Here is a 24,006-nt window from a genome sequence, read left to right as displayed (position 1 = left end):
CGAGTGCACTTGAACACGCTCACGATATTCCTTCTACTGGCGGCGCTTTCGCCGCATTCCTCCAGGTCACTGCACGTGAACGGTCTCCGCGGCGATCGCCAGGAGTCCCGGGAGCAACGCAACCCCGATTCCCGGAAGGCTGACGGCTCGGTGCCGGTCGGGTCGCTGGGCGGCATCCAAGGCCGCACCGGCATCCCCGAAAGTCTCCACCCGAACAGATGTCGGCCTGCACGCCAAACGCGGGTAGTCGCCGCGCGGGGAGGCAGAAAGTGTTCACTCGAGCACCTCTGGTGACGGGCGCGGTGACTTTGAGGTGCTGTACTAAATCACTAGCTGTGAGGGGTGGGGCAGCGATTTCGGGCGCTGGTCGGAGTACCAGGTGTGCTCGATTCCAGCGAGTCTGCCGTCCTCGACCCACAGAATGACTTCGCCGATCGATGCCCCATTGCGGTCGGTGACACCTCCCTCGACAAAGATTCCGGTGGTTGAATCGGATGCGGCCATCACTCCGGGGGGAACCATCAGATCGACGCTCGGGGAACCTTCACCCCAGGTAGCAACAACCTGTGCAAACGGAACCTGAGCCAGGTAGTCACCAGCAGCGGCTTTGTCCGAGAAGGACAGCAGTTTGGTCACGACGCTGGCTTCGAGTTCGGTCAAGGCTCTCGGCTCAATCGGTGTGCTCATCGTCTCTCCTCAGTTGTCGCGTTGCGTCACGGAATGTACGCGGTGCCGATCTTGAAGACACCGTTGATCATGGCGCCGCGGATTTCGACGGTCTGGCCGTTGATGGTGCGGACCAGAGGATTGTTTCTCTCGTATACACCGTCTGGCACACCTTGCACGCTCTCGATGAACTTCTTCATCGTCGCTTCCTCGCCACCGAGCGACTTCACCAGCCCATCCAGTTTGTGCTTGGGTTCGAAGACGTGTTTCATCGGTTCCTTGCCGAGCGCATAGTCCAGCGAGCTCTGCAACTTTTCGCGTGCGACACGGGCGATATCGGCGGTACGCTGCGCCATCAGGTCGGCGATGCGTTGGAGCTCGGCTCGTCTTGCCGCGAGATCATCCCCGGTCTCGGTGACTTTGTCGACGAATTTGGCGGCCCGTTTGGCGACCAGCACTCGGTCGACGTACGTCTTCATCTTCACCGCGAGCTTGCCCGCCTTCGCAGCGGCGATCGCCGCTGCGCCGAACCCGGCGGACAATGCACCCGCGATCACACTGAGGACGACGGTCTCGGCGATTTCTTGCGCCAGATCCTTGGCGAGATCTACCAGCAGCTGCCCTAATTGGGTGCGGAACTCCAGAATCGCGGCGCGGTGGTCGCGGCAGGATTTGGCGAGGTCTTTGTAGAGGGTGAGCACACCCTCGGCGGAGCTTTTCACCGCCCGGATGTCCTCGTCGACATGGGCCGCATCGGGTGCGGTTTCGCTTTCGAATCTCTTCGCCAGCTGATCCAGCAGCGTCGGCAGATTGCCAATCCCAGATTCGGAAGAGGCGAGTTTTTCCCAGGCCTCGGCAGCGGTCAGCAGGTCATGCGGCTCCCCGTCGGGCATCTCAACGCCGAACTTCTCGAGCGCCTCCACCGCGAACCCGACATCGTCGAACAGGCCACTTCCGGGCCCGCCCGCCGCGGGCGGCGGCACCAGACATGTCGACCAGGCCGGGTACAGATCCGCTGGCTTCGTCGGTTCCGGGCGGCCCGTTCCCGCAACGTAATCCGCGAGTGCATGGTTGTATCCGAGCTGGTTCAGGATGCCGGCGTAATTGCCCATCGCGGTGACGAGCAGCTCGGTCATACTCATCGCCGTTTTGACCGTCGAATCGTAGGACGTGGACCACGCCTTGGATTCGCCCACAGCCCCACCCATATTGGCGGTTTCCCGCATCGCGGCGATCTGTGTGGAGAACGTCCGATGACATGTGGTGGCAAACGAATACAGCGATGCGCCGGCCGCGGAATACACGGCCGGATCGACTATCAACGTCGTCATCGAGTCCTACGACCTGCCCAGCATCGCAAGATTCGCGGCAATAGCGGCCGTATACCGGTCGTGCGCAGCCTGGACGGCTTTGCGCATGGTCTCGATCCCCTCGGAAACATCGGTTGCCCCGGTGTGCCAGTCGCGATAGGCCTCCGCCTGCGCGTCTGCGGCGGCGCCGTTCCAGTTCTGCTGCACGGCGGAGATGCGTTGCTGCAACCCGTCGAGACTGTCGTTGAGGAATCCGGTAAACCCTGCGACTCGGGCCACGATCTGCTCGAGCTCGTCGAGATCGACGCGGAAAGGCTGTGCATTCTCGACCATCACAACCCCGGTAGGTCCAGCGACCCGGTGAACGTCACAGTGGTATCTGCCCGCACCTTGTCCTGGTCGTCGAGGGTTTTGCTTGTGACACCGAGTAGCTCGGACATCTCGGCCAGGGCATCGAGAACGGTGTCGGCTCCCTGCTTGGTCTCGGTCCACCCCGCATTGAACGAATCGGCGGAGGTCCCTCGCCAATTAGACAGCAGCGCTGAGATATCCGTCTCCAGGGAAGTCAGGCCGTTGATCAGCGATTCGGCGACCTGCTGGACGTAGCGTCCGGCATCGCTGACTTCATCGGGTACCAGGGCGAAGTCGCTCTGGGTGGAACCGGATTGAGCTGTCATTAGCATCCTCGAAGGTTGGTGCGGGTCAATAGGTTAGACGAGGTGGGTACCGGGCTGGTTCCGTCGTGGACCCATGACGGTGGTCACAGGCAGACAGTCCTCGATGGGTCAGGCACAACGACTCTGCCATCAACTCCGGCACTGCCAGCACTCCAGGTCGCCACACGCCAGGTGCTGGACAAAGTCCTTGCGGGCCTGCGTAAGTGAGCAGCCGCACCCGTCCTCATCGGTGTGCAATCGGATCACCGATCTGCTCTCCAAGAACGTGGGCGTGGGCTGGACACCAGCTGCCACCGATGGCGCTTATCCCGGCGCCGACGACATCCGACAGCTCATCGAGGGTGCCCTGGCACTCGGCTGGGAACTCGATGCCCGCGGCGGAACCTTCCCACTGACTGAGAGTTCCGGCGCGAACACCAGCACCGAACCGAGTTCCTAGCAGACTGCCGCGAGAGCTGATTCAGATCGAGGGAGCACGGCCGGTGCTCTGTCGGATAAGTCGTTGCGCGCGTTCGCGATCCGCTCGGATCTGTGCGCGTCGTTCCACCATCGCCTCGGCAGGGGAGTCGCCTCGGGTGAGGGCCTGGTAGACCGCGTGCACGTCCTCGAGAGCATCGCGGGCTCCGACACCGGCTGCGGGGGTGATGGCGTGGTCTGCATCGCCGACCAGCAATACCGGCAGTCGCGGCGTGGCGGCGCCGTCCAGCGGTACGTTGCGGGCATTGGACACGTGAACCGAATCTGTCTGGGCGAGAAGGGTTTCCAGCAGACTCGTGTTGGAGGGCGTGGCGGCCAGGACCTCGTCCGCCCATTCTCCTACAGGCCGCGAGCCGAGGTCGTCGGTCGGCAGCGGGTCTCGGGGGATACGCAGGAACCACAGTGCGGAGGTGTCCTCGGCCCAGACGTGGCCGAAGGTGGCGCCTTTGCCCTGTGGGGTGATCTCGTCGTAAAAGTGCAGTACCGCTGCGGGTGTCGGCAGCGACAGTGGTGCGGTGGTCATGCCGTAGATGACGATGTCTCCGGCATAGATCGGGGCGCGTGGGGGCTCGAGGTGGGCGCGCACCACGGAGTCGATGCCGTCGGCGGCGATGACCAACTCGTCGGCGAAGGTGACGGTCGGCTGGTGCTCGCGCTGTAGCGTGAGCGTGCCCGCGTCCACATCGATATCGGTGATCGCGACGCCGTAGTGGGTGTCGGCTCCGGACGTGTCGAGAAACTCGTGTAGTACCGCAATCAGGTTGGCGCGCAACCAGAATCGGTGCCCACGGTTCATGCGCGAGGAGTGCACGCCGACGCTGTTGGTGTAGTCCAGGCCGAGGATCGGGTGCGAGGCCGCGTGCAGGGCGGTTACGTCCACACCCAACTCGGTGAGCGCTGTATGGCCGCGATCGTCGAGGAACAGGAACGCGCCACCGGTCGCGCCGTCGCGTTGCTGCTCGTACACAGTGACCTTGTCGCCGGTGCGTGCCAGCGCTCCCGCCAGAGCGGTGCCGGCGATACCTCCGCCGAGGATGGTGGTCGCCACGATCGATCCTCCTGTGTAAGTGCTCAGTCGCGCAAAGTGTTCGGCCCTCGATATCAGTTGATCATGCCTGTCGGGAGAGAGGTCGAGAATCGGGACCACCGATGCGGTCAGGGCAGGCTGGATGCCGCGGATGCGCCCGTCGCGGCAGGTGCGGTCATCCGGGTTTGCACAGCGGCGCGCGGGGACGCCTTGCGTTGCAACCGGCGAAAGTACGGATAGTCTCCTGGTCCTTGGGTTGCGCGTAGTGCCTGCGCTACCGGTAACCGGCGCGTGGGCGGTACCGCGATTCGGGTGCTGGCAAGGTGGTTGGTTGCTGGGAGTCTGCCTAGTCTTCGATTGGGCCGTGATCGAACACGAAGCCGAATCGGTGGAGGGAATCCGTTGAGTACAAGGGTATTTCGCGTTGCAATGGCGGCTGGGGTGTTGTTGTGCGCGGTAGCCGGGTGTGGCACTGCGACGCACAAGGACGACTTAGATGAAGCATCCAGGCAGGCTGCGCTTACGCAGACACTGGACGCGGTGGTTCGAGCCGGAGTGCCAGGTGCCCAGATTGTGATCACAGAGCACGGGAAAGATTGGGTGACGACCGCCGGAGTGGGCGATCTCGTGACTGGCGCCCGATTCCCTGACGACGGCAGGGTCCGAATCGGCAGCAACACCAAGACTTTCATCGCCACGATCGTGCTTCAGCTGGTCGCCGACGGAAAAGTGGACTTGGATGCACCGATCGAGCGGTACCTCCCCGGCATCATGCAGGGTACTGGCCACGGCGGCATCACCATCCGAAACCTCCTGCAGCACACCAGCGGACTGACCGACTACACCGAGCTGCCCGACCTCCCCCTCGACTCGGAGGAAGTCCGGTGGCAAAGGATGGACACAGCCGATCTCCTGCGGCGCGTTCTGGGCTCGCCGCCTCGCTTCTCGCCCGGCAGCAAGGGCGAGTACAGCAACACGAACTATTTGCTGGCCGGGATGCTGATCGAGCAGGTCACCGGGCAGCCGGTCGACGTCGAAATCAACCGGCGGATCATCGAACCGCTCGAATTGCAGGCGACGTACTACCCGAAACCGGGAGAAACCGGATTGCGCGGCCCGCATCCGCGGGGCTATCACGAACGCGGTGGTCAACGGATCGACTACACCGACTTGGACACTTCGTGGGCTGGTTCGGCGGGGGCGATGGTCGCCAGCGGCGCTGATCTGAATCGGTTCTTCACAGCCCTGCTGGGCGGAAAGCTGCTACCGGCAGCGCAATTGGCGGAGATGCAGAAAGTGACCGTCCCGCTGGTCAACCGCGAGAACATTCCTTACGGCTTGGGCCTGGTGCGTATTGCGGTGCCCTGCGATGTCGCGGTCTGGGGTCATGGTGGCGGAATCATGGGCTTTCGCACCCTCGCTGGAGTGACGGCCGCCGGCCGGGCGGTGACAGTTACGGCGACACAATTGGTCGCCACTACCGAAGGTTCGGCTGCTCTGCGCGCGGCTTTCAACGCCGCCACCTGCGGGTGATCAGCGCGTCTCGGCCCGCAGAAGTTCCCAGACCACGTCGATCCCGATCTCCCCGGGCGTGAGCGGATCGCGCGCGGGTGACCGGCGAGCGATCTCGGTGAAACCCAATCGGCGCGGCACCACCGCGCTCGCGACGTTCGCTGCGTCGTGCCAGATCTGTACCCGCTCGATGCCGGGCAGAGAGAAGGCCTGCTCGACGAGTGCGGCGGCGGCGTCGGTGGCGTACCCGTGCCCGGTCTGTGCGGGGTGAACCCAGTAGCCGATCTCCCAGGCGTCCGGCTCGCCGCACCTTCGCAGACCGGACGACCCGATCACCTGCCCGCGCACCGTGATCGCATAGCTGTACCCGTCACCCGATTCCCAGGCGCCAGCAGCCTCGCCCAGGGACCGCCGCACTGCTTCACGCGGATGCTCACCGGCGCGGGCGACCCAGCCCATCCATGGCCGCAGGTGCGCCAGCGACTCGTTCACGATCCGATGCAGCGTGTCCTCGTCGGTTCGCAGCCATCGACGCAATTCGATTCCGCCGTATCGCACCGATTCCGCAGGCCGCGCCATGTCGTTCATCGTCCCCACGACGATGTCGACGTGCAACTGCTGGGCCCCCAGGGCATCGGCTTGAAATACGTCGAATCTGTCGTCGAGTTAGGACTGTAACTGTCCTATTTTCCGGACATACTCGAATCATGAGCGAAATCGAATCGACTGCGGGACAGCCTGATCAGGCCGACATCACCGACTACAACGATCCGGACGCCCCGTGGAACCAGGCGTGGGACCAGGAGGGCAGCATCGCCAACTGGAACGATGATGTGATCAAGGAGTTCCGGGAGAACTCGGGCAAGGTGGGCGGTGCTTACGCGGGCGGGGACCTGATCCTGCTCACCACCACCGGGGCCAAGAGCGGCAAGCGGCACACGACTCCGCTGGGTCCGCTGTATCGGGGCGACACCATGTATGTGAGCTCGTTCATCGAGGACAAGTACCCGGCCTGGTGGTACAACATCAAGGCGAATCCGCAGGTCACCGTCGAGCTCCGGGGTAAGACCTACCAGGCGACCGGCAAGGTGCTCGAAGGCGCGGACTACGACGAGTTCGCGACCTGGGTGCTGGCCGAGAACCCGTTGCTGGCGGACTTCCAGTCCAAGATTGATCGGCCGATTCCGCTGGTCGTGCTGAACCTCGACGGCGAGGGCTGAGCGCTCACCTTTCAGCCGTGGCGTGTCGACAATGGCGCGTGCCGGGCCGCGCAGCATCAGGTTGCGGCCCGGGGCGGGGTGCGATCACACCGCTATTCGTCGGTCCCTTGTACGGTGACCTGTATCGCGACCGGGGCGCCGGATCGGCCCAGTTCTAAACGCGCGGGGAAGAATCCGTCGCCGACGGAGGTCATCGCGAACATGATTTCCGCGCCTCCGACTTCGATAGTGGCTGCTTCGTACTCGGAGGCGCGGACCCCGGCCATCACCTGCCAGTGGTGTGAGTGTGGGCGGAAATCGAAAGCAAATCGGCGTTCCGGCGCAGCCGACTTGCGGTCTTGCAAAGCTTGCGCGCGTTCCAAGGCCTCGGCTTCGGGCAGATCGAGCCAGCCATAAACATCTTCTCCCGGGGTGCTGGTGCGACCGACACCGAATTCTTCGGCCACTTCACCCTCGTGCAGGCCCCAGAACACGACGTCAGCTCGGCCGTCGACCGAGTCCTCATGTTGCCAGTGGCGCAGCGCTGCAGCGTCGGCGAATACGAAACGCGCCCAGTCCACGCCGATGTCGCCGAGTGCTCGGATCTCCTCGACGGGTTCGTCGGATACCTCGATCCGGAAATGAGACCAACCGAAGTCCGCGTCGGGTGTCGCGGTGACGGGCAACCGCCGGTCAGTCGCAATACCGGCGACGGAAATGGCAGGCACACCGCCCGGCCACACCCCGAGGTAGCCTCCATCCATCAATATCAGTTCACCTGATGGGCAGGTGATCTCGCCCAAGGCCACGGCACCTCGCATAGCGCGGAAGTGTAGCCCGGCCCTCTGGAAGAGCCTTTGGCTATAGGGTCGGCAGTTGGTCGTCCGCGTCGGGGTATCGACCATTCTCCAATCTGAAGAGATACGCCCGCAGGTCGTTCTCGAGGTCAGTGGCCAGGTAGGCGAGGAAATCCCGTACACCTACTGCCGCCTCGGTGTACTGGGCGTCAACACCTTCCTCGGTCCACTCGGCTAGCAATCCGGCGAGATGCTGTTCGACCTTGTTGCGATCACTCCACCACGCGCGGACGGTCGCGGGTGTCCACCGTGAGTCACCGTCGAAGGCGTAGCCATCGTAGGGGTCATCGTTTGCTGCGTTCAGCAGACATTCGACCTCAGCGGGCGACTTCGGTTGACGGTAGACGAACTCGTTGTAGTACTCGCCGCCATACAGGACGTGTCGAGGGGCGTAATGCCTTCCGGTCCAACAGGTATCGGTCTGGCCGGTGTAGATGGGGCCTGGCACGTTCAGCCAATGCTTCTCCGCCCACTTACTTCCGTCGTTAGGGGTGAAGTTGAAGTAGTCCGGCGGAATCGAAGTCATAGGATCCCAGTACCCGGGTAGGTCGGTCATAGCAACAGCATTCCGCACAAGCGCGATGACCACCAAGCCTCCGCTATTGGCCCTTCAACGCTCGATCGGCACGGTTGACGAAGGTCGCGGTCGTGAAAGTGCCGATGGCGAGAACGACCATCAGAATCTTCGCGGGCCAAGGCCCTTCGATGATGGCGCCCACCGTCCCCAGCAGGACGAGGCCACCTATGGCGACCAACATTGCGGTCGCCCTAGTCGTTCCGTTGATCTCGCCGCGCAGAATCCGCCGCGACGCCGTGAGCAGGCTGAGGCCGGGAATCCCGGGCAACAGCGCGACCACGCAGACGACGATCAGGTACTCGGGATTGACCAGCCCGGACACCACGAGTCCGACAGAGCAGGCCAAAAGCGCGATGCCCAGCGCGATTCCGGCGGATCCGGCAAGGCGGGTCAATCGCCGAACCGCGGGCTCGTTCGCGTAGGGCGACTGCACGCCCGCCTGCGTCGCATCGATCTGAGACATTCGAAAACCCCCGTGTGACAGTTGAATTGGCGGGTGAGGACGGCTTTCCGCATCTCATGCCGACTGCCTGAACCCCCCGGTCCGTAGGCTACCGCCCACCATCACCCTCGAACAACCCGACACCGAATACGCTCTTGACATGTGAGGACCCTCGGCGGCAGCAAATCTTCGCTCGACTGCGCGCTTGTCGGCATGTGCGTGTTCGCGAGATCAACTGGCGGCCAACCGAACTGCGCGTCCAGCGATATTGCAGTGCGTTGTTGGGCTAGCGGGCGTGGGCGGGTTTCACGCTTCGGCCGGTGGTGGCCGGGTCGAGGCGTCTGCCTGTTGTGCCATTCGTGTGAGAGCAGCCAGAGCGGCCTGGTGTTCGCGATAGGCCAGCCGACCGTGATCGGTCAGCGCGAGCCAGGTTTTCGGCCTACGCCCTAGATATCCCTTGCGGACCGCGACGTAGCCGGCGTCCTCGAGCACGGTCATCGCTTTCGACAGCGTGGACTTGTTCAATTCGCACAGCTCCGCGACGGTGCCGAACTCGGCGTGCTTGCAGCCTTCCAGGAACGCGACCAGCTTCAAACGCGGCAGCGAGGCCAGCACCTCGCTCAGCTCAGGCATGTAGCCCGCCGCTGCCGTTCCAGCACCCACCATCCGATACCGCCGAGGAGCACGGCATAGATGACATGGGCCCATCCGTCGAGGAGCCCTTGCACCACGCTGGGCACCAGTACAACCAGCAGAAACAGCGAAACCCGTTGCCAGCGCCGCCGAGGCAGGTCCAGCAAGTACCGCGGAGCGACTCCGCTGTTGCGTTCCCTGCGCCATACCCAGATCATCAGGGCAAGAAAAACGCAGAATAGTGCGCCTCCGATGGCCATGACCGACCAGAAGCTCGCGTCGTCGGACTCGGGGCGGGCAAGGCCTACCACGAGCAGGCTGGAGGCTCCCAGCAGTGCTGCTGCCGGTGGAACCCATTGGGGCATGGGCGTTGCGGTGCGGGCTCGCAGGGTGGCCGAGGCGGCGATGGCGAGCTGAGCTTGCGGGGACGGTTCGTCGTTCACAAAGGTTACTGTAGGCCAATAGGTTTCCATTCATCAACCTATTTCCTGAGATGGACCTCCGGCGGTCATCGGCATTTGTTGTGCGTTGCCGAGGCTGAAATAATCTCTGCCCGTTGAGGTTCCGCGGACCCGCGCTGGGTGGCTCAGAACGCGCGGGTCGCAGCATGACAGCATGTTCTGCACGGCACCAAGGGTCTTCGCGGTTGGGTTCAATCGGCCGGGAGCTCCAACGGAGCGGTGACGCCGAAGTCGCGGGCGATCGCCTCAACAAGGGCGGTTCCGTTCCTGCCCAACCCATTACGCTCGCTCCAGGTCTTCACACGCGAGAGAAATCCAACCAGGTCCTGGTGCACCTGGTTCAGCAGGTCCGGCAGCAAAGAGCGCGCCACCACGACACTGCTCGCATCATGGCGGTTCTCGCCGCTGTCCTGCCACACATGCAGATCCTCGACACCGATCTCGACTTCGGGGAACGGGTCATGGCCCAGCCACGGCGCCGTTCCAGTGAGCACATCCGCCCACTCACGCCAATCCTCGAGCCCCGCACAACATCCCGGCACCACGACTGCCCCCGTGACGGTGTCGGTCAACCGCAGACCACCAGCTTGGATCAGGGTCTCCTCGGCCAGCAAGCCCGCCACCACCTCGTCCCTGCCAGCCGGTTCCGCGACATCGAGCCCACGAGCTAGCCCGCTCACGAACAGTCCGACTTCAGCATCTGAGCAACCACCATCGATCGGCACCCATGAATACGCGGGGACCGATGCAACCGGCCATGGCTGCGGTGGCTCGAAATCGAAGTTCGGTGCCTCGACGACGGCCTGCATCTTGATCACCTAGCCACTGAAGCAGAATCACTCGGGATAGTCCTGCGATTTTACGGTGGCGCGCCGTGCTCCGAATGCCTCGCAGTGCACCCAGTCCCCACGGCGAATCGGGCGCACAGCCCGATCACCGGCATGTGCGGATGTCTTGAGCTGCAGTGGATCTCATCGGGCAGACAAGCGCACAGCGGCGTTACAGGGCGCACGTCGGTCGCGCCCGAGTCTGCAGTTCGCTCGCAAAGAGCAGGGAAGGGCCGTGTACGCGGCCGCGCATCCGGAACGCTCGGCTGCCGGATGGCAGCCGGGCGTTCCGGATCCGACAGGGCGCTTGTCGATCGGACACGCAGTTGGGAGCCCCCGCAGGTCAACACCTTGCTGTTGCGCTCCGTGCCCGAGTGTCGCTACGTTGGTCTCGACATATTGAGGAGGGGGCTCGCGTGTCGACTGAATCAGATGCGCCCGGAACAGATTTCGCGATGGTTCCAAGCGAGGTGACTGATGCCGGTGTCTACATCCAGCAAGTCGCGGATTCTCTGATCACCGGACTGAGTTCGCTTGACCGCGACGTATCGAGTGTTCTCGACAATTGGAGCGGTGCGGCGGCAGATGCATTCGGGGACGGCTGGACTGCAACCAAGAAGGGCGCCGCCGACGTGTTGGACGCCCTCAACGCCATGGGTGGACTCCTGGGTGTCGCAAGCAAAACCATTACCGACCAAGACATCTCGAATTCCATCAACCTGAGTTCGCTCGACCTACCAGAACTGAACATGTGATGGCCGACAACTCACGTGACTTCACGTTCGATATCGATGAGTTAGACCAGCTCGTCACCCGCGCCAATGGATTCATTGGGTTCCTCACCGAAAGTCTCGACGGAATCAACCACCGAATCGCGTCCATACAACAAAACTGGCAGGGAGCCGCTGCCACCGCCCAGGCGGAAGCCTACCGGGAATGGGCGACCGGGGCAGCCGCGGTGGTCGAAGGAATCACTGAGATGCACGACGCCGCCGTCACCGCCCGCGACGCCTACAGTGCGGCAGCGGAGATCAATTTGAGAATGAGCGGTGGCTGAACTCAGTGGGCTCGATCTCCCCGCAATCCTACGAGAGCGCGGCCAGGGAATGCTACGACTTGTCGGAGAAATTCCAAACGGTCTACAATTCGCTGCAAACCGTCCTTTTAGAAACCAGCGCGATGGCCGGTGGCTACCAGGCGGTAAAAACGTGGTCGAAAGCCTACGACGACCGCGCCGCCGCCGTGACACTGGTGGCGACCAGCTGCGCTCAAGCCCTGCAACACTTCGGGGACATACTGACTGCGGCCGGCTACAACTGGAAGTGCGGGGAGTACAAAGCCAACCGCGACCCCAAGAAGGGTGACCTACCGGCCTTACCCAGTGGCTTCCCCTCGGAACTACCCTATGGCGCGGGCGTAGTCACCGGCGTCGCGTCATCGGGGACCAACAGTCGCGGACTCGAGACGGACTGGACCGAACTGCAAGATAAAGTCACCGCGCTTGTCGCTGGTGGCGAAGTCCCTGACGGCGACACCGACAAGCTCGCGCGCGCCGCAACCGCGTGGAAGACCTTCGCTCAGTCGGACCCCGTATACGGCGGCAAGGGACGCCTGTTAACGGTCGCCTCCGGACTGGAGCGTGGCTACGGATCCAAAGTCCCGGACGACATCCCGAATCTCGCAGGCCATCTTCGTACGCTCGCTACCAGCGTGGGCGAGATCGAAGCCGCGGCCCGCGACATCGCGGCCGGAGTCGACGCCCACAAGGCTGCTTTGACCACGATGCGCTCGGACATGAACACCCAGTTCACCATGGTGGTGGTCGTCACCGCCATTCAGATCGGGACTTCGATGGTGCGGGTCAAAGAGCCACCAACGAAGCAAAAGAAACCGAATGAGCAAAAGACACCCAGCGAACGCCAAGAAGAGATCGACTTCCTGGACCAAGCCGCCGGAGCTTTAGCTGGTCCCGCCAACACGTTCCTCACCGCGCTGAGCGGATTCGCCTTCACCATGGCAGCACTGACGAAAGGCGCACTGACCGCCGTTGCCGACCTGCCGATATTGATTACCGAAATTGATCTAGATAATGACGGTAAGCCCGATGCTCCCGTACAATTTCCCCCGAAGTCCGCCATCGACAAAGTCCCGAGCGAGTGGGGAGAAGGGAAACCGAACAGCAAAAAGGTCGGACAGCGTTGGGAGGACCCTAAAGACCAGGGCAACGGTATACGGATCGACCAGGGCGACCCCACCAGTCAGTATCCGACACAACAGGTGGACCACGTCATTATCCGATCCGGGGGCAAGGTAATAGGTCGGGATGGAAAGCCCATCGACGGAAGCATCAAAACTAACCCAGAGATGGCACATATACCATTAAGCGAATGGCTGACTTGGAGGAGTTGGGATAAACCATGACCGATGTTCAATATCCCGAGATGCGCAAGTCCGTGATAGAAGCACTCGAATCGTTCGCCGATCTGGACTATCAAAAACGAGTCTGGATAGATCGTGAATTCCCGCAAGAGAATTTTTACGACGACCTAGACGTGAACGTAAGTATTTTGTACGACGACTGCGTAGTCGTCCCCGACCCTCGCGGCAGGATCGGCACCGTGCTCATAGATGGGCCAGAGGTCGACCGACTGATCGAGTTGGACCAGGTACTCGGCCCCATGATTAGCCGACTAGGAAACGCACCGGATGCCACATACCTCGGCGATTCAGAGTGGCCGCTGGTGGTTGCAGCCGCACAGGCGGCTCTGGCTGCGATGCGGGATACATGACCACGCTTCAGCAAATTCCTGTCGAAGCAAAAATAGGTCAGGTGCGGTCTTAGACCGGGCCTGACCTGTTGTTTCTTTGGCCCTAATGCGACGTTACTCGAACCAGGACACCCTAACCACCACACTGGACCGCATCCGCCTCCTCCTGGCCGGGTGATCAACAGCGGCACCGGCTTTCCCGCGCCGGCAACCGCAAGATCAACCGGGTCCTGCACATCACGTATCTGAATGCCATAGTGACCCAATGGGTCGATGACGACTTTCCAGGGTTCGTTGAGATTCAGTTCCAGCAGGCGGATGACGCAACTGTCGCACTGATCGAAAAGGCTCCTGTACTCGATAATGAAGACCGCCTGACGCTAACCTCTGCGTATCCGGTTCCCTGGCGGCTAGGTTGCGACGTTCTTCACGTCGAACACGACCAGCACGGACGACATGTCGCCACCATCGAGTTACATGCGGGCGTGTCGGACCCCTCAGGCAACGGCGTGTATGAGGTTTCGGTCGATCAACTCGGAGACATGCCTGCCACGTAGTCGAGCTGCCCTGGAGGCTCGAACATCGGCATGTGCGTGCGTTCGCGAGATCAACTGGCGGCCAACGGAACCGCGCGCCAAGCGGTGTGGGTTCAGGGCGGTTGTTACGAGACGTTCTGGACCCCGGAGGGTTTCACGCGTCTTCGGGAAGTCGTGGTTGCGCGTCGGGGGAAAGCCGCTCCCCGGAGGGAGGGTAGATCGGTTCCGGGCGAGTTCCGAACAAGTAGTCGCGGAAGGCTTGCAGGTACTCGTCGAGGTCCCGCTGATCGGCGGTGCGATGCTGTGATAGGTGGCGGGTAGTCGCGGGGCGCGGCTCTTCGGTCGATGTCGCGGGTCGGCCCGATTGCGATGTTCACGGGTTGATACCACACGCCGCGCCACACCGGGACTCCGAGATGGTGGGGATTCACCGGCAGTGGCTCGGCCAGCGAGATGTCGACGGTAATTCGGTGCACAGGTGGCAACAATCCGTCGGGGAACAGATCCGCAACCATCGACAGGCAATCCCGCGCATCGAATCCGGTCACACCGACGCCCTGCCAGAATCGGGCGTCGAAGGACTCCTGCGGGTCGAATTCGATCCAGAATCGCCGCACCGTGGTCATCCGCCATTCCCTCCCACCGGCACCGATGATCCCAGAGCTGATCGGCGTCTACCACTCGATAATCGGAATGTGAGTGCACTCCCACCCGCGGCGTCGGGCGGGCTGCGCGGGCGAGCGCTCAGCGACATTTCCGTGCGCTGCCTCGAGGGCCCGTGGCAATGGAATGTTAACTTCTGCAACGGGTTTGGGTCGTGGCCGGTTGCGATTTCTGCGGCCGCTCCGTCCGTGGGTCGGCACCCAGTTACGACGGTGTCCGGAAGCCGCCGATCTTCTGCTCGAGTAGTTCGGCCAGCCGTAATGGGGTGCGGTCCTCGAACATCGGACCGATGAGCTGCACTCCCACCGGCAGGCCGTCGGGGGACAGGCCCGTGGGGATGGCGGTGGCAGGTAAGCCGGGCATGGTGGCCATACCGGCCCAGACGAGCTGGTCGAAGTACGGGTAGGCGACGCCGTCGATGTCGATGTGCCGGTTCTCCAGACCGCCGTTGTGGTTGTGCGGGAAGGCGGGAGTGGGCGTGATGGGGCACACCACGGCATCGAACTCCGTGAAGAGCTGCCGCCAGCCGTGGCGGTGGAGTTCGCGACGGTTGTTCGCCTCGACCCAGTCGCGGTGGCTGAGCACCATGGCGCGCAACCGCGCCGCATCGAGACTTCGGTCGTCCGCGCTCAGGGCGGCGGCATGGGTCCGCAGTTGTTCGTACACGTCAAGGGGAAGAGTCGCGGCGGCGTTCGACAGCATCAGCAGCATGTAGAGCGTCGCCGCTTCGGTCGGGTCGGGCAGCAGGGGACTGTGCCGTTCGACGTGGGCGCCCGCGTCGATGAGCGCTTCGGCGACCCGGTTCACGCCTGCCCGCACAGCGGATCCGGTCGGAATGAGCGGGTGGTCCTCGATGATCAGGACACGGAAGTCCGACAGCCGCTCGTGGCGCGCGGGCGGCAGTGCGATGTTGTAGGCGACGCCGTGGGTCAGCGGGTCCGGTCCGGCCATCACGTCGAGCAGTAGCGCGAGGTCGCGGGCGGTGCGCGCCATCGGACCGACGACGGCGAGGTCGAGGTTGATCGGCACGGCCGGCGCGGGCGGCGCGACCATGCCGCGGGTCGGCGCCAGCCCGAGTGTCGGCTTGTGCGCGTAGATGCCGCAGAAATGCGCGGGGGTGCGCAGCGAACCGGCGAGGTCGGAGCCGATGGACAGCGCGCCGAATCCACACGCCAGGGCCGCCGCCGATCCGCCGGAGGATCCACCCGGCGTGCGGCTGTGATCCCACGGATTGTTGGTGGTGCCGTAGATCTCGTTGAAGCTCTGGATATCTCGCAGCGTCAACGGCACATTGGTCTTGCGAGCAGTACCGCGCCGGCCGCCTTCAACCGCGACACCTGCACCGCGTCCTCGGCCGGCAGATAGTTCGCGTGCTGCGGCATGCCCCAGGTCGTGGGCAGCCCGGCCATGTTGTAGGACTCCTTGACTGTCACCGGAATGCCGAGCAATGGGCGGTCCTCGCCGCGGGCGCGCGCCTGGTCCGCACGGTGCGCGGCGGCCCGCGCACGGTCGAAGTCCGGCACACAGATCGCGTTGATCACCTTGTCGTCGCGCTCGATGCGGGCGATTGCCGCGTCGGTGAGCTCCACCGAGGTCACCTCACCGGCACGCAAGGCCGCTGAAAGTTCTTCGGCCGAAAGAAAATTCCACTTCATGAATCCGACGTTATTGATCTGCCGCATAGGACATAAAATTCCGCTGCGCACAACGAGGAATTCGAATGAGCCACATTCACGCACTCGATCCGTCGTCAGAGATGGCCCACCCCAGGTCATGGTGTTGGCAGTGGGCTGGCGCTATTGGCGCAGGCCATTAAATGCCGTTTCGCACAAGAGGGTAGATATCTCAGTAGTCATCAGGTCTCTCGGGCTGAAAGACTATTCGCCCGATGGCGGCGCGCGACGAAAGGGGAGCCAGAGGCGGACGTTCGTGACGATGTAACCATCCACTCTCTAGGCTTCGAACGTGCGAAACCTCTTCGACCCCAACGTTCTCCGGCTGCCACAACGGTGCGCTAGCCCGAGGTCCTGCCCGTAGCCCAGCAGGGACACCGCATGCCTATGCGAAAACCGCTGCCGTACTTCCTCGTCGCACGGACCCTGAGCATCCTCGGCGACCGCGTCACCGACGTTGTGCTGCCGCTGGCAGTGCTCGGGGCCTCCGGTTCCGCGGTCACGGCGGGCCTGGTCGGCGCGGCGGCCCAAGTGCCGCAGGTACTTGCAGCACTGCATGTCGGCGCCTTGGTGGACCACCGGGAACGCAAGAGCCTGATGGTGACGGTGGACGTCGTCAGGGCAGTCGCCTTTGCCGGGATCGGCGCGGAGGTGATGCTCGGCGGGGCGCGTTTGGTACCGCTGGCGCTTCTCGCGCTGATTACCGGCATCGGCGACGCGGTGTTCCATGCGGCGGCGGGCAGCTACCTGCCGAGCCTCGTCGGAGACCGAGACCTGATGCGCGCCAACGGTTTGGTGGAAGGCTCGGACGCTGCGGCAACGCTGACGGGACCGGCTGCGGGTGGCTGGCTGCTGCAGTCGCTGGGGCCGCTGGTGGCGTGCCTGGCCAACGCGGTGAGCTTCGGGATATCGGCCATGCTGTTGGCCCGGTTGCCGAAAAATGTTCCAGCACCCGGGAATTCCGGCGACGAGTCCGTGCTGGCCGGACTTCGGCTGGTGCGGCGGAACCGGGCGCAGGCTGTGCTGCTGGCGAGTGCGTGCTACTTGAATCTGCTTGCGGCGGCGGCGTTCCTGCCGCTGCTGGTACGTGCCAACGACGAGCTGCGCCTGACGCCGCTCACGACGGGGCTCATCGTGTCGGCGGCGGGTATCGGCGGCCTGTTGAGCAGCCTTGTGCTTGCCCGGTTCTGCGACGCCGCTCCGTGGCCGCTCTTGCTGGCAGCGGTGCTGTTGGTCAACGGTGCCGCGGTCGGTGTGCTCGCCCTGTTCGCGGCTCCGCTGTGGCTGGCCGCGACAGTGCTCGTGCTCGACGGCGCGTCGGCGCTCGGGGTCATTGTCGTGGCGACGATACGGCAGCGCATCACCCCGGATGCTGTGCGCGGCCGGGTGATCGCCGCGAGCACGGCGGCGACGGCCACCGTCCGCATGCTCGCACTCGCCGGCGCTGGTGCGTTGATCGACCTGGCGGGCCCGCGCCCGGTGCTGCTCGGCCTGGCGGCCCTCGCGCTGCCGTTCACTCTCCTGCTCGTTGCTTTTCGCGCGCTTTCGACCAGGATCCCTACAGGGTGATGCGTGGCCCCGAGAAGGATCGTGCACCGCGGTCCATCAGCGCGGGATGGTCTGGCCCGGTCGCAGCACTGCTCCGCATTCACCCGTCTTCTGGAAGTCGGGCAACAGGTGGGGCAGGACCTCACCCGAATACCGGCGTAGTTGCTGGAGCTGCTCCTCGTCGCGCACGACGTCTTTGCGGACCCAGTCCTCGTCCACGCCGAACGCCGCGTCTTGGTATCGCTGGATCTGGTAGTAGTCGCGTCCCATTCGGGGGTCGAGGGTGAGCTCGTTGCGGAACCACTCTCCGTGGGTGTGCACGAAAGTGGGTTTGCGTTCCTCGAATACGTAATCCTCGAGGGTGATGCTGTCCGTGCCCGCGTAGATGTCCGCGATCCGTGATTCGGTGAGCCCGGCCATATCGATCAGCCGCAGTCGCGATGTCAGCGAACTTCCGCCCATGTCGGGTGCGAGCAGACTGCCTTGCTGGAGGCCGATGATGTCGGCGTAGCCGTTGACGTACTGGCCGAACCGAAGGGCGATCCAGCACAGGGGCACATCCGAATCGGCGCGATAGGACTCGGCTGCGTCGGCCAATGCGACACCGGACGGGATCAGCGCGCCGACCAGTGTCAGCGCGACCAGCGCCCGGCCGCGCGTGCGCAGCCGGGCAAGCAATTCCGCCGCGGAGGTCACAACGACGAACGCGGCCAGTACCCACACCGGAGTGGCGAACCGGAACTGCCCCATCCAATCCGGTTGCAGCACGCAATAGGCGACCATCGCCAATGCCAGCGGAACCAGCAGTGCGGCAACGCCGTCACGCCATCTGCTCGGGCCGGCGAGGGCGAGCCCGACCACTCCGACGCCCGCGATGACCGCGGGCGCTCCCGCGTACTGCACCAACTCGCCGACTCTGGTCAGGTCGTGCACGGTCGGCATCGCCTGATGCTTGGCGACCGCCGTATTCGCGACGAGCCTGCCGAACTCGCTGATTCGCCACACCAGATACGCCCCGAACGGAATGGCGAACGCGATACCTGAATACAGCACATGCCGAAGTCCGGTGCGCCAGTCGGCACGCCGAACCAGAATCACCGAAACCAAAGGATATGCGGCCAAATAGATCAGGCCGTCGGGCCGGGTCAACGCCGCGAACGCCGCGATCGCACCGGCTGTCACCGCCACCGCCGGTGTCCACAGCCGCTGGTCCAGCACCGCCAGGAACAGGTGGACGGCCAGCACGCACACCGACAGTGCGAACAACGAGTTCTCCAGTCCGGAGAAGCACCAGATCACGAACGACGGAATCGCGGCGAGCACAACGCCTGTCGCGAACGTGACCAGCGCGGGCCACCGCGACACCCGGCGCGCGGCGATGTAGCAGGCGACGAGGATCCCGGCGCAGCAGAGCAGCGCGATCGCCTTCGGATAGAGGACGAAGTCCGGGACACCGAAGAGGATGCCACGGTCGAACAGACCGCCCCATTCGCCTAGCACCAGCACCAAAAGCCAAGTGGGATTGGAGAATCCCTCCACTGGTTCGGCGCCGGGCTGCAACACCGGGCCTAAACCGTCGGCGACGCTGCGCGCGTACGCGAAGGTGATTCCCGCATCGTCCACCAGCCAGCTGCCGTATCGCGCCGCCTGCAATGCCAGTAACAGCACACCGCCCGACACCGCCGCGACCGCCGCCCACAACGGTCGACCGTGTTGTTGCCGCAAGTCTTCTCGCTGCTCGGCAGGAGCTTGCGGCCGCGCGATCTCTACCTCAACCATTCATCAGATCCCAAGTTCGAACGATGTAGCCAAGAACTCCAAAACCTTAGCGTTTCTCATAAATCCCGCTACCCGACCTCGCCGCGTTCGAGATCTGGGGCACAACCGCACGCGCAAGTTGTAGGTTAGGCTACCCAAACGTACCGGCGGCGATTCTTGTGACGCATCGGTAGATCAACCGGAAGATAGGGCCGTCGTTGCACGCTTCACCAGTAAGTACTCGAGGACGTTCGATGCGGCGAGTTGCCGCGGTGGGACTGGTGGCGGCAGCGGCCTTGTCCGGATGTTCGGATCGTGCGGCGAACACCGCCGAGCAGGCCGCCGACTCGACGATCGAGTTGGTCGACCAGCGCGGTCAGCCGGTGCGGATCACCGGGGCCGTCGAGAAGGTCGCCTTTACGGTCTTCCCGGCGCCATCGATCTTCGCCGCGGTAGATCGCAGCTACGACCGGGTCGTGGGGATCAATCAGTCGACCCTGGTAGCCAACAAGGGGGGAATGTTCGCGAAGATCTTCCCGCAGTCGGCGAACTCGACGGTGGTTTCGGGTCCCAACTTCGTGCCGAATATCGAGACGCTGCACCAACTCCAGCCCGATGTCGTTGTGCAGTGGGGCGATCGCGGCCCGGACATCACTGAACCGATCGAAAAGGCCGGATTCCCGGTGGCCGGGTTGAAGTATGGAACCCAGGAGGATCTGGAAGGCTGGATCACCCTGTTCGCGCAGATGCTCGGCAAGCCCGAGCGCGGCCGGGAACTGATCAGCTGGCAGCACTCGGAGATCGCGGCGACGCGAGCCGAGGTGGCCGCCGAGACGACGCCGCGGCCCCGCGCGATGATCCTCTCGCGCGCCGGTGAGGTGTATTCGACGACCAGTCCCAAAGGATATGACGGCTTCCAGTTCGATCTGGTCGGCGCCGATCTGGTGATCAAGGGATTGCTTTCCGAAGCCGGGCAGGTCAGCCCCGAACAGATCCTCACCTGGAATCCCGAGGTGATCATGATCAGTGGATTCGACGAGAGCACCCCTGCCGAAATCTATGCTGATCCACGGCTGGCCGGCGTGAGCGCCGTGCAGAACCGGCGGGTGTACAAGACTCCGCTCGGCGGCTACCGGTGGCAGGTCCCCAGCGCCGAGTCACCGTTGATGTGGCAGTGGATGCACGAGGTGCTCTACCCGCAGACGGCTACCGGCGATCTTCGCGAAAACATTCGTCGCAGTTTCGACAACTTGTTCGCCTACCAGATTTCCGAAGCCGAGATCGATCAGGTGCTGCGGCTGGATATGAACGCGGATTCGGCGAGCTATGACCACTTCCGCCGTTGAGGTCGATGCACCGCCGAAAGAGCACGACGATCAGGTAGACCTGCCGCCTCGACAATGGCGGACTGCCGCGGTGTTCGTAGTGCTGGTGATAGTCCTGGTCGTCGTCGCGGTCGCGGCCCTCGCGGTGGGCCGGTATTACGTTCCCCCCGCCGAGGTCGCCCGGTTACTGCTCGGTGAGGTATTTCCGCTCGAGCAGACCTGGTACCCGCAGGAACGCAGTGTGGTGTTCGACATCCGATTGCCGCGGGTGCTGCTCTCGATGATCATCGGCGCGGGGCTGGCGGTGACCGGAGCGGTCATGCAGGCGGTGTTCCGGAATCCGTTGGCCAGCGCGCAAGTTCTCGGCGTCTCCGCCGGTGCTTCGTTCGGCGGGGTGCTGATGCTGCTGGTCGGCATCGGCGGCCTCTACCTCGTCGGCGGCGCGTTCCTGGGCGGAGTCCTCGCGCTCGTCCTGGTGCTGCTGATCGCCCGGGCGACTCCCGGATCTCCGCTGCTGATGATCATTCTCGGCGGCACGGTCGTCGGCGCGATGTTCCAGGCGATGGTGTCCTTCGTTACCTACATCGCCGATCCGTACCAGGAGTTGCCTTCGATTGTGTTCTGGCTCTTGGGGTCACTGGCCACTGCGAGCTATCACAAGGTGCTGGTCGCGCTGGTCCCGATCGCGATCGGAGTATCGGTGGCGATCGCGTTGCGGTGGCGGCTGAACATCCTGGCAATGGGCGATGAGGACGCGGCATCCCTGGGTCTGAAACCCGCTCGGATGCGGGCGGTGCTGCTGGCCTGCGTCGCGCTGATCACCGCCGGTGCGGTGGCGGTCGCCGGCGTGATCAGCTGGGTCGGGCTGATGGTTCCGCATCTGGTCCGGATGATGGTCGGTACCGATAACCGAATCGTGGTCCCGGCGAGTGCGTTGCTCGGCGCGTCGTATCTCACGCTGATCGATACGCTTTCGCGGACGCTCAGTAGCGCCGAAATACCCATCGGGATACTCACTGCCCTGATCGGAGCCCCCTTCTTCGTGCTGCTCCTGGTTCGCAATCGCCGCCAGCTGTGGGGTGCCGATGATTGAGGCGAGGTCGGTATCGTTTCGCTATTCCGCCAAGGGGCCCTGGATATTCCGGGATGTGTCGGTGGACGTGCGGCCCGGCGAGGTGCTCGCGGTGCTCGGTCCCAACGCGCGCGGCAAGACCACCATGCTCAAATGCCTGTCCGGACTTGTTCCGCCGACCGAAGGGACGGTCGAATTCGCCGGAAACGTCGGTTTCGTCCCGCAGAGCCATGCGGTGGTCTTCTCCTTTTCGGTGACCGACACCGTGCTGATGGGCCGTGCGCGTCAAGTCAAGATCTACGGTGCGCCGACCCGATCCGATCGCCGCGCCGCCGTCGCGGCACTGGCCCGGGTCGGTATCAGCCACCTCGCCGAGCGCGACTACGCCAGGCTCAGCGGTGGCGAACGGCAGCTGGTGCTGATCGCGCGGGCGCTGGTATCCGATTGCGGCACCATCGTTCTCGACGAACCCGCGTCGGCGCTCGACCTGCGCAACCAAGCGCGGGTGCTGACGCTGTTGCGCTCGCTCGCCGACGAGGGAATGGCGGTCGTGATGACGACGCACCATCCCGATCATGCGCTGCACATCGCCGAACGGGTCGTGTTGATGGTCGATGCGGTCGATCAGCGCGTCGGACCGACCCGGGAGTTGTTGACGGACAAGGTATTGAGCGAGCTGTACGAACTCGCGATCGTCACCGCCGATGTGCAGACTCCGACGATGGTGCGCCGGTTGATCGTTCCCGACTTCGGCAAGGGTGTGCTGTGACGGTGCTACGCGCGGTGATGGAACCCGGCGTCACCGAGGTCGGCGGGTGGCGCGGAATCGATGTCTATGATCTCCCGCACGCTGATCTCACTGCCGTAGCCGGCATCTATCTCGCGGCGGACATCGATCAGGAATTTCTGGCCGATCATCGGGAGTGGTTGAGTCGCTTCGTCTTCGACGGCGGCCGGGTGCTGGTGAACGGCCATGTGCAGCGGATATTTCTGGACGGCCTGACCCGCTGGCGCACACTGGATTTCCGTAAGCCCGCGGATCTCGCGCTGACCCGGGTGTCGGAGCATCCGGTGTGGGCCGGTATGGATGCGCGGTTGTTCCTGTACAACACCGGCACGCCGGGGCGGTTGTCGTTCGAGGAGCTCGAACGCATCGGCGTCGCCGGATTCTATGGCCGCGGCTACTATCTCGACCTGCCCGATGGCGCGCAGATCATCCACACCATCGGGCCGACGGCGTGCCCGATCGACTACGTATACCCGCTCGGTGCAGGACAAGTGCTCGTGCACGGCGGCAACGATCTGCTGCAGTTCGCCGCCGCTGACCGTGGCGCGAGTGCCCTTGCCGGACAGCTGTTGTCATGGTTGGGGCAGCGGTGAAGCGAGTCGTTTTCGTCCACGGCGGATCCCACGCCCAGCTGGCAACCCTCGCTGATCCGGCGCTCGCGCCGTATCGGATCACACCGGTCCATATCCGCACATTGGTGGCGGCCGAACTGGCCGACGCCGACGTGGTGGTGGTCAGCGATCGGCTACGGCCCGATCTGCTGATTCCGAGGTCATCGGCGCTGCTCGCCTGCCTGGACCGTGGTGCGACCGTGGTGTTGTTCGGCGAAAACTCGGTCGGCACATGGCTTCCCGGCGTTCGGGAGGACAGCCGGCCGACGGTCTTCTGGTGGTGGCGCACCGGGGAAGACCATCGAATCCGGCTACGCGAACCAGATCATCCGGCCTGGCCGTACTTCGCCGAACGCGCGGTGCGCTGGCACTACCACGGTGTGCTGGAACCGCCTGCCGGGGCGGTCAGCTTGGTCGATCTCGAGACCGTCACCGGCGAGCGCGACGGATCGCTGCTCTACATCGACGAAATCAGTACGCCGGGAAGGCTGCTCGTCACCACGATGGATCCGGTCTATCACCACGGCTCCGGATTCATGCCCGGCGCCACCCAATTCTTGTACTCCGCGTTGCTCTGGGCGACGCGGACCTAGGAGGAGA

27 protein-coding genes and 1 pseudogene are annotated in these 24,006 nt (G+C 63.9%); 14 read left to right on the top strand and 14 right to left on the bottom strand.

Going from position 1 to position 24,006, the window contains the following annotated elements; genetic code table 11:
• Positions 1-321: 321 nt before the first annotated feature.
• Genes IBX22_RS00535 through IBX22_RS00520 form a run of 4 tightly spaced genes read right to left on the bottom strand, consistent with a single transcriptional unit; the run spans position 322 to position 2,653 of the window.
• Entirely contained in the window at positions 322-687 is a 366-nt protein-coding gene (locus tag IBX22_RS00535) for a hypothetical protein (RefSeq protein WP_194813417.1), read from the bottom strand.
• Positions 688-713: 26 nt separating this feature from the next.
• Entirely contained in the window at positions 714-1,997 is a 1,284-nt protein-coding gene (locus tag IBX22_RS00530) for a hypothetical protein (RefSeq protein WP_194813416.1), read from the bottom strand.
• A 6-nt stretch (positions 1,998-2,003) separates the two neighbouring features.
• Positions 2,004-2,309 carry a WXG100 family type VII secretion target gene (locus tag IBX22_RS00525; protein ID WP_194813415.1) on the bottom strand — a complete coding sequence of 102 codons (306 nt, stop codon included), beginning with the start codon at positions 2,307-2,309 and terminating at the stop codon, positions 2,004-2,006.
• On the bottom strand, positions 2,309-2,653 hold the full coding sequence (locus IBX22_RS00520; RefSeq protein WP_194813414.1) for a WXG100 family type VII secretion target: 345 nt from the start codon (positions 2,651-2,653) through the stop codon (positions 2,309-2,311). Before IBX22_RS00520 ends, IBX22_RS00525 begins: the two co-directional genes overlap by 1 nt.
• A 229-nt stretch (positions 2,654-2,882) precedes the next feature.
• Between IBX22_RS00520 and IBX22_RS00515 the strand changes: the two genes are divergently transcribed.
• Positions 2,883-3,092 carry a hypothetical protein gene (locus IBX22_RS00515; RefSeq protein ID WP_194813413.1) on the top strand — a complete coding sequence of 70 codons (210 nt, stop codon included), beginning with the start codon at positions 2,883-2,885 and terminating at the stop codon, positions 3,090-3,092.
• 21 nt (positions 3,093-3,113) lie between these two features.
• Here IBX22_RS00515 and IBX22_RS00510 read toward each other — a convergent pair whose 3' ends face one another.
• Positions 3,114-4,178 (bottom strand): FAD-dependent monooxygenase, encoded by a 1,065-nt coding sequence (locus IBX22_RS00510; protein WP_194813412.1) that lies wholly within the window; start codon positions 4,176-4,178, stop codon positions 3,114-3,116.
• A gap of 408 nt (positions 4,179-4,586) precedes the next feature.
• On the opposite strand from IBX22_RS00510, the gene IBX22_RS00505 reads away from it, so the two are divergent.
• The gene (locus IBX22_RS00505; protein ID WP_194815484.1) at positions 4,587-5,690 is read left to right on the top strand and encodes a serine hydrolase; all 1,104 of its coding nucleotides are present in this window, start codon (positions 4,587-4,589) and stop codon (positions 5,688-5,690) included.
• On the opposite strand, the gene IBX22_RS00500 is transcribed toward IBX22_RS00505, so the two are convergent.
• Positions 5,691-6,248 (bottom strand): GNAT family N-acetyltransferase, encoded by a 558-nt coding sequence (locus tag IBX22_RS00500; protein ID WP_194813411.1) that lies wholly within the window; start codon positions 6,246-6,248, stop codon positions 5,691-5,693. It abuts the gene before it with no gap.
• 128 nt (positions 6,249-6,376) lie between these two features.
• Here IBX22_RS00500 and IBX22_RS00495 point away from each other — a divergent pair, with 128 nt between their 5' ends.
• Complete coding sequence (locus IBX22_RS00495; RefSeq protein ID WP_194813410.1) at positions 6,377-6,889, top strand: nitroreductase/quinone reductase family protein; 513 nt, start codon at positions 6,377-6,379, stop codon at positions 6,887-6,889.
• A 92-nt stretch (positions 6,890-6,981) separates the two neighbouring features.
• On the opposite strand, the gene IBX22_RS00490 is transcribed toward IBX22_RS00495, so the two are convergent.
• The 6 genes from IBX22_RS00490 to IBX22_RS00465 all read right to left on the bottom strand — a co-directional run bounded on the left by IBX22_RS00490 (position 6,982) and on the right by IBX22_RS00465 (position 10,656).
• On the bottom strand, positions 6,982-7,671 hold the full coding sequence (locus IBX22_RS00490) for a hypothetical protein (protein WP_228538113.1): 690 nt from the start codon (positions 7,669-7,671) through the stop codon (positions 6,982-6,984).
• 58 nt (positions 7,672-7,729) lie between these two features.
• Positions 7,730-8,281, bottom strand: a complete 552-nt coding sequence (locus IBX22_RS00485) for a hypothetical protein (RefSeq protein ID WP_194813409.1) — start codon at positions 8,279-8,281, stop codon at positions 7,730-7,732.
• A 43-nt stretch (positions 8,282-8,324) separates the two neighbouring features.
• A complete protein-coding gene (locus tag IBX22_RS00480; protein WP_194813408.1) occupies positions 8,325-8,765 on the bottom strand; it encodes a hypothetical protein in 441 nt (146 codons plus the stop codon).
• A gap of 285 nt (positions 8,766-9,050) precedes the next feature.
• Positions 9,051-9,377: a transcriptional regulator gene (locus tag IBX22_RS00475; protein WP_194813407.1), complete on the bottom strand. Its 327-nt coding sequence runs from the start codon at positions 9,375-9,377 to the stop codon at positions 9,051-9,053.
• Positions 9,365-9,820 carry a hypothetical protein gene (locus tag IBX22_RS00470; protein WP_194813406.1) on the bottom strand — a complete coding sequence of 152 codons (456 nt, stop codon included), beginning with the start codon at positions 9,818-9,820 and terminating at the stop codon, positions 9,365-9,367. The genes IBX22_RS00475 and IBX22_RS00470 overlap by 13 nt, the downstream gene beginning before the upstream one ends.
• 209 nt (positions 9,821-10,029) lie before the next feature.
• The gene (locus tag IBX22_RS00465) at positions 10,030-10,656 is read right to left on the bottom strand and encodes a hypothetical protein (protein WP_228538112.1); all 627 of its coding nucleotides are present in this window, start codon (positions 10,654-10,656) and stop codon (positions 10,030-10,032) included.
• A 425-nt stretch (positions 10,657-11,081) separates the two neighbouring features.
• Between IBX22_RS00465 and IBX22_RS00460 the strand changes: the two genes are divergently transcribed.
• From IBX22_RS00460 to IBX22_RS00440, 5 genes are all read left to right on the top strand, one after another.
• On the top strand, positions 11,082-11,420 hold the full coding sequence (locus IBX22_RS00460) for a WXG100 family type VII secretion target (protein ID WP_194813405.1): 339 nt from the start codon (positions 11,082-11,084) through the stop codon (positions 11,418-11,420).
• Complete coding sequence (locus IBX22_RS00455; RefSeq protein ID WP_228538330.1) at positions 11,420-11,722, top strand: WXG100 family type VII secretion target; 303 nt, start codon at positions 11,420-11,422, stop codon at positions 11,720-11,722. The genes IBX22_RS00460 and IBX22_RS00455 overlap by 1 nt, the downstream gene beginning before the upstream one ends.
• 59 nt (positions 11,723-11,781) lie before the next feature.
• The gene (locus tag IBX22_RS37195; RefSeq protein ID WP_228538111.1) at positions 11,782-13,086 is read left to right on the top strand and encodes a hypothetical protein; all 1,305 of its coding nucleotides are present in this window, start codon (positions 11,782-11,784) and stop codon (positions 13,084-13,086) included.
• Entirely contained in the window at positions 13,083-13,454 is a 372-nt protein-coding gene (locus IBX22_RS00445) for a hypothetical protein (RefSeq protein WP_194813403.1), read from the top strand. The genes IBX22_RS37195 and IBX22_RS00445 overlap by 4 nt, the downstream gene beginning before the upstream one ends.
• Before the next feature lie 236 nt (positions 13,455-13,690).
• Positions 13,691-13,990 carry a hypothetical protein gene (locus IBX22_RS00440; RefSeq protein WP_194813402.1) on the top strand — a complete coding sequence of 100 codons (300 nt, stop codon included), beginning with the start codon at positions 13,691-13,693 and terminating at the stop codon, positions 13,988-13,990.
• A gap of 846 nt (positions 13,991-14,836) precedes the next feature.
• Here IBX22_RS00440 and IBX22_RS00435 read toward each other — a convergent pair.
• Positions 14,837-16,287: pseudogene (locus IBX22_RS00435) on the bottom strand (amidase).
• 399 nt (positions 16,288-16,686) lie between these two features.
• Between IBX22_RS00435 and IBX22_RS00430 the strand changes: the two are divergent.
• A complete protein-coding gene (locus tag IBX22_RS00430) occupies positions 16,687-17,874 on the top strand; it encodes an MFS transporter (RefSeq protein ID WP_194813401.1) in 1,188 nt (395 codons plus the stop codon).
• Positions 17,875-17,910: 36 nt separating this feature from the next.
• On the opposite strand, the gene IBX22_RS00425 is transcribed toward IBX22_RS00430, so the two are convergent.
• A complete protein-coding gene (locus tag IBX22_RS00425) occupies positions 17,911-19,632 on the bottom strand; it encodes a hypothetical protein (protein ID WP_228538110.1) in 1,722 nt (573 codons plus the stop codon).
• Positions 19,633-19,865: 233 nt separating this feature from the next.
• On the opposite strand from IBX22_RS00425, the gene IBX22_RS00420 reads away from it, so the two are divergent.
• The 5 genes from IBX22_RS00420 to IBX22_RS00400 are packed head-to-tail and all read left to right on the top strand — an operon-like array spanning position 19,866 to position 23,999.
• Positions 19,866-20,957 (top strand): ABC transporter substrate-binding protein, encoded by a 1,092-nt coding sequence (locus IBX22_RS00420; RefSeq protein ID WP_194813400.1) that lies wholly within the window; start codon positions 19,866-19,868, stop codon positions 20,955-20,957.
• Entirely contained in the window at positions 20,938-22,029 is a 1,092-nt protein-coding gene (locus IBX22_RS00415) for an iron ABC transporter permease (RefSeq protein WP_194813399.1), read from the top strand. The genes IBX22_RS00420 and IBX22_RS00415 overlap by 20 nt, the downstream gene beginning before the upstream one ends.
• A 55-nt stretch (positions 22,030-22,084) precedes the next feature.
• Positions 22,085-22,777: an ABC transporter ATP-binding protein gene (locus IBX22_RS00410; protein WP_309234360.1), complete on the top strand. Its 693-nt coding sequence runs from the start codon at positions 22,085-22,087 to the stop codon at positions 22,775-22,777.
• Positions 22,774-23,388, top strand: coding sequence for a hypothetical protein (locus IBX22_RS00405; protein WP_194813397.1), 615 nt, complete (start codon positions 22,774-22,776; stop codon positions 23,386-23,388). Before IBX22_RS00410 ends, IBX22_RS00405 begins: the two co-directional genes overlap by 4 nt.
• Entirely contained in the window at positions 23,385-23,999 is a 615-nt protein-coding gene (locus IBX22_RS00400) for a hypothetical protein (protein WP_309234359.1), read from the top strand. Before IBX22_RS00405 ends, IBX22_RS00400 begins: the two co-directional genes overlap by 4 nt.
• The last annotated feature ends 7 nt before the right edge of the window (positions 24,000-24,006 follow it).

Source organism: Nocardia sp. XZ_19_385, assembly GCF_015355755.1.
Taxonomy (GTDB): Bacteria; Actinomycetota; Actinomycetes; order Mycobacteriales; family Mycobacteriaceae; genus Nocardia.
This window is presented reverse-complemented; position numbering and strand designations above follow the sequence as displayed.

Coding starts and splice junctions, on each gene's coding strand:
- IBX22_RS00430 (WP_194813401.1), top strand. CDS start 16,687: ATGCCTATGCGAAAACCGCTGCCGTACTTCCTCGTCGCACGGACCCTG.
- IBX22_RS00520 (WP_194813414.1), bottom strand. CDS start 2,653: ATGACAGCTCAATCCGGTTCCACCCAGAGCGACTTCGCCCTGGTACCC.
- IBX22_RS00535 (WP_194813417.1), bottom strand. CDS start 687: ATGAGCACACCGATTGAGCCGAGAGCCTTGACCGAACTCGAAGCCAGC.
- IBX22_RS00420 (WP_194813400.1), top strand. CDS start 19,866: ATGCGGCGAGTTGCCGCGGTGGGACTGGTGGCGGCAGCGGCCTTGTCC.
- IBX22_RS00445 (WP_194813403.1), top strand. CDS start 13,083: ATGACCGATGTTCAATATCCCGAGATGCGCAAGTCCGTGATAGAAGCA.
- IBX22_RS00455 (WP_228538330.1), top strand. CDS start 11,420: ATGGCCGACAACTCACGTGACTTCACGTTCGATATCGATGAGTTAGAC.
- IBX22_RS00475 (WP_194813407.1), bottom strand. CDS start 9,377: ATGCCTGAGCTGAGCGAGGTGCTGGCCTCGCTGCCGCGTTTGAAGCTG.
- IBX22_RS00500 (WP_194813411.1), bottom strand. CDS start 6,248: ATGGCGCGGCCTGCGGAATCGGTGCGATACGGCGGAATCGAATTGCGT.
- IBX22_RS00530 (WP_194813416.1), bottom strand. CDS start 1,997: ATGACGACGTTGATAGTCGATCCGGCCGTGTATTCCGCGGCCGGCGCA.
- IBX22_RS00480 (WP_194813408.1), bottom strand. CDS start 8,765: ATGTCTCAGATCGATGCGACGCAGGCGGGCGTGCAGTCGCCCTACGCG.
- IBX22_RS00425 (WP_228538110.1), bottom strand. CDS start 19,632: ATGGTTGAGGTAGAGATCGCGCGGCCGCAAGCTCCTGCCGAGCAGCGA.
- IBX22_RS00415 (WP_194813399.1), top strand. CDS start 20,938: ATGACCACTTCCGCCGTTGAGGTCGATGCACCGCCGAAAGAGCACGAC.
- IBX22_RS00505 (WP_194815484.1), top strand. CDS start 4,587: ATGGCGGCTGGGGTGTTGTTGTGCGCGGTAGCCGGGTGTGGCACTGCG.
- IBX22_RS00525 (WP_194813415.1), bottom strand. CDS start 2,309: ATGGTCGAGAATGCACAGCCTTTCCGCGTCGATCTCGACGAGCTCGAG.
- IBX22_RS00495 (WP_194813410.1), top strand. CDS start 6,377: ATGAGCGAAATCGAATCGACTGCGGGACAGCCTGATCAGGCCGACATC.
- IBX22_RS00485 (WP_194813409.1), bottom strand. CDS start 8,281: ATGACCGACCTACCCGGGTACTGGGATCCTATGACTTCGATTCCGCCG.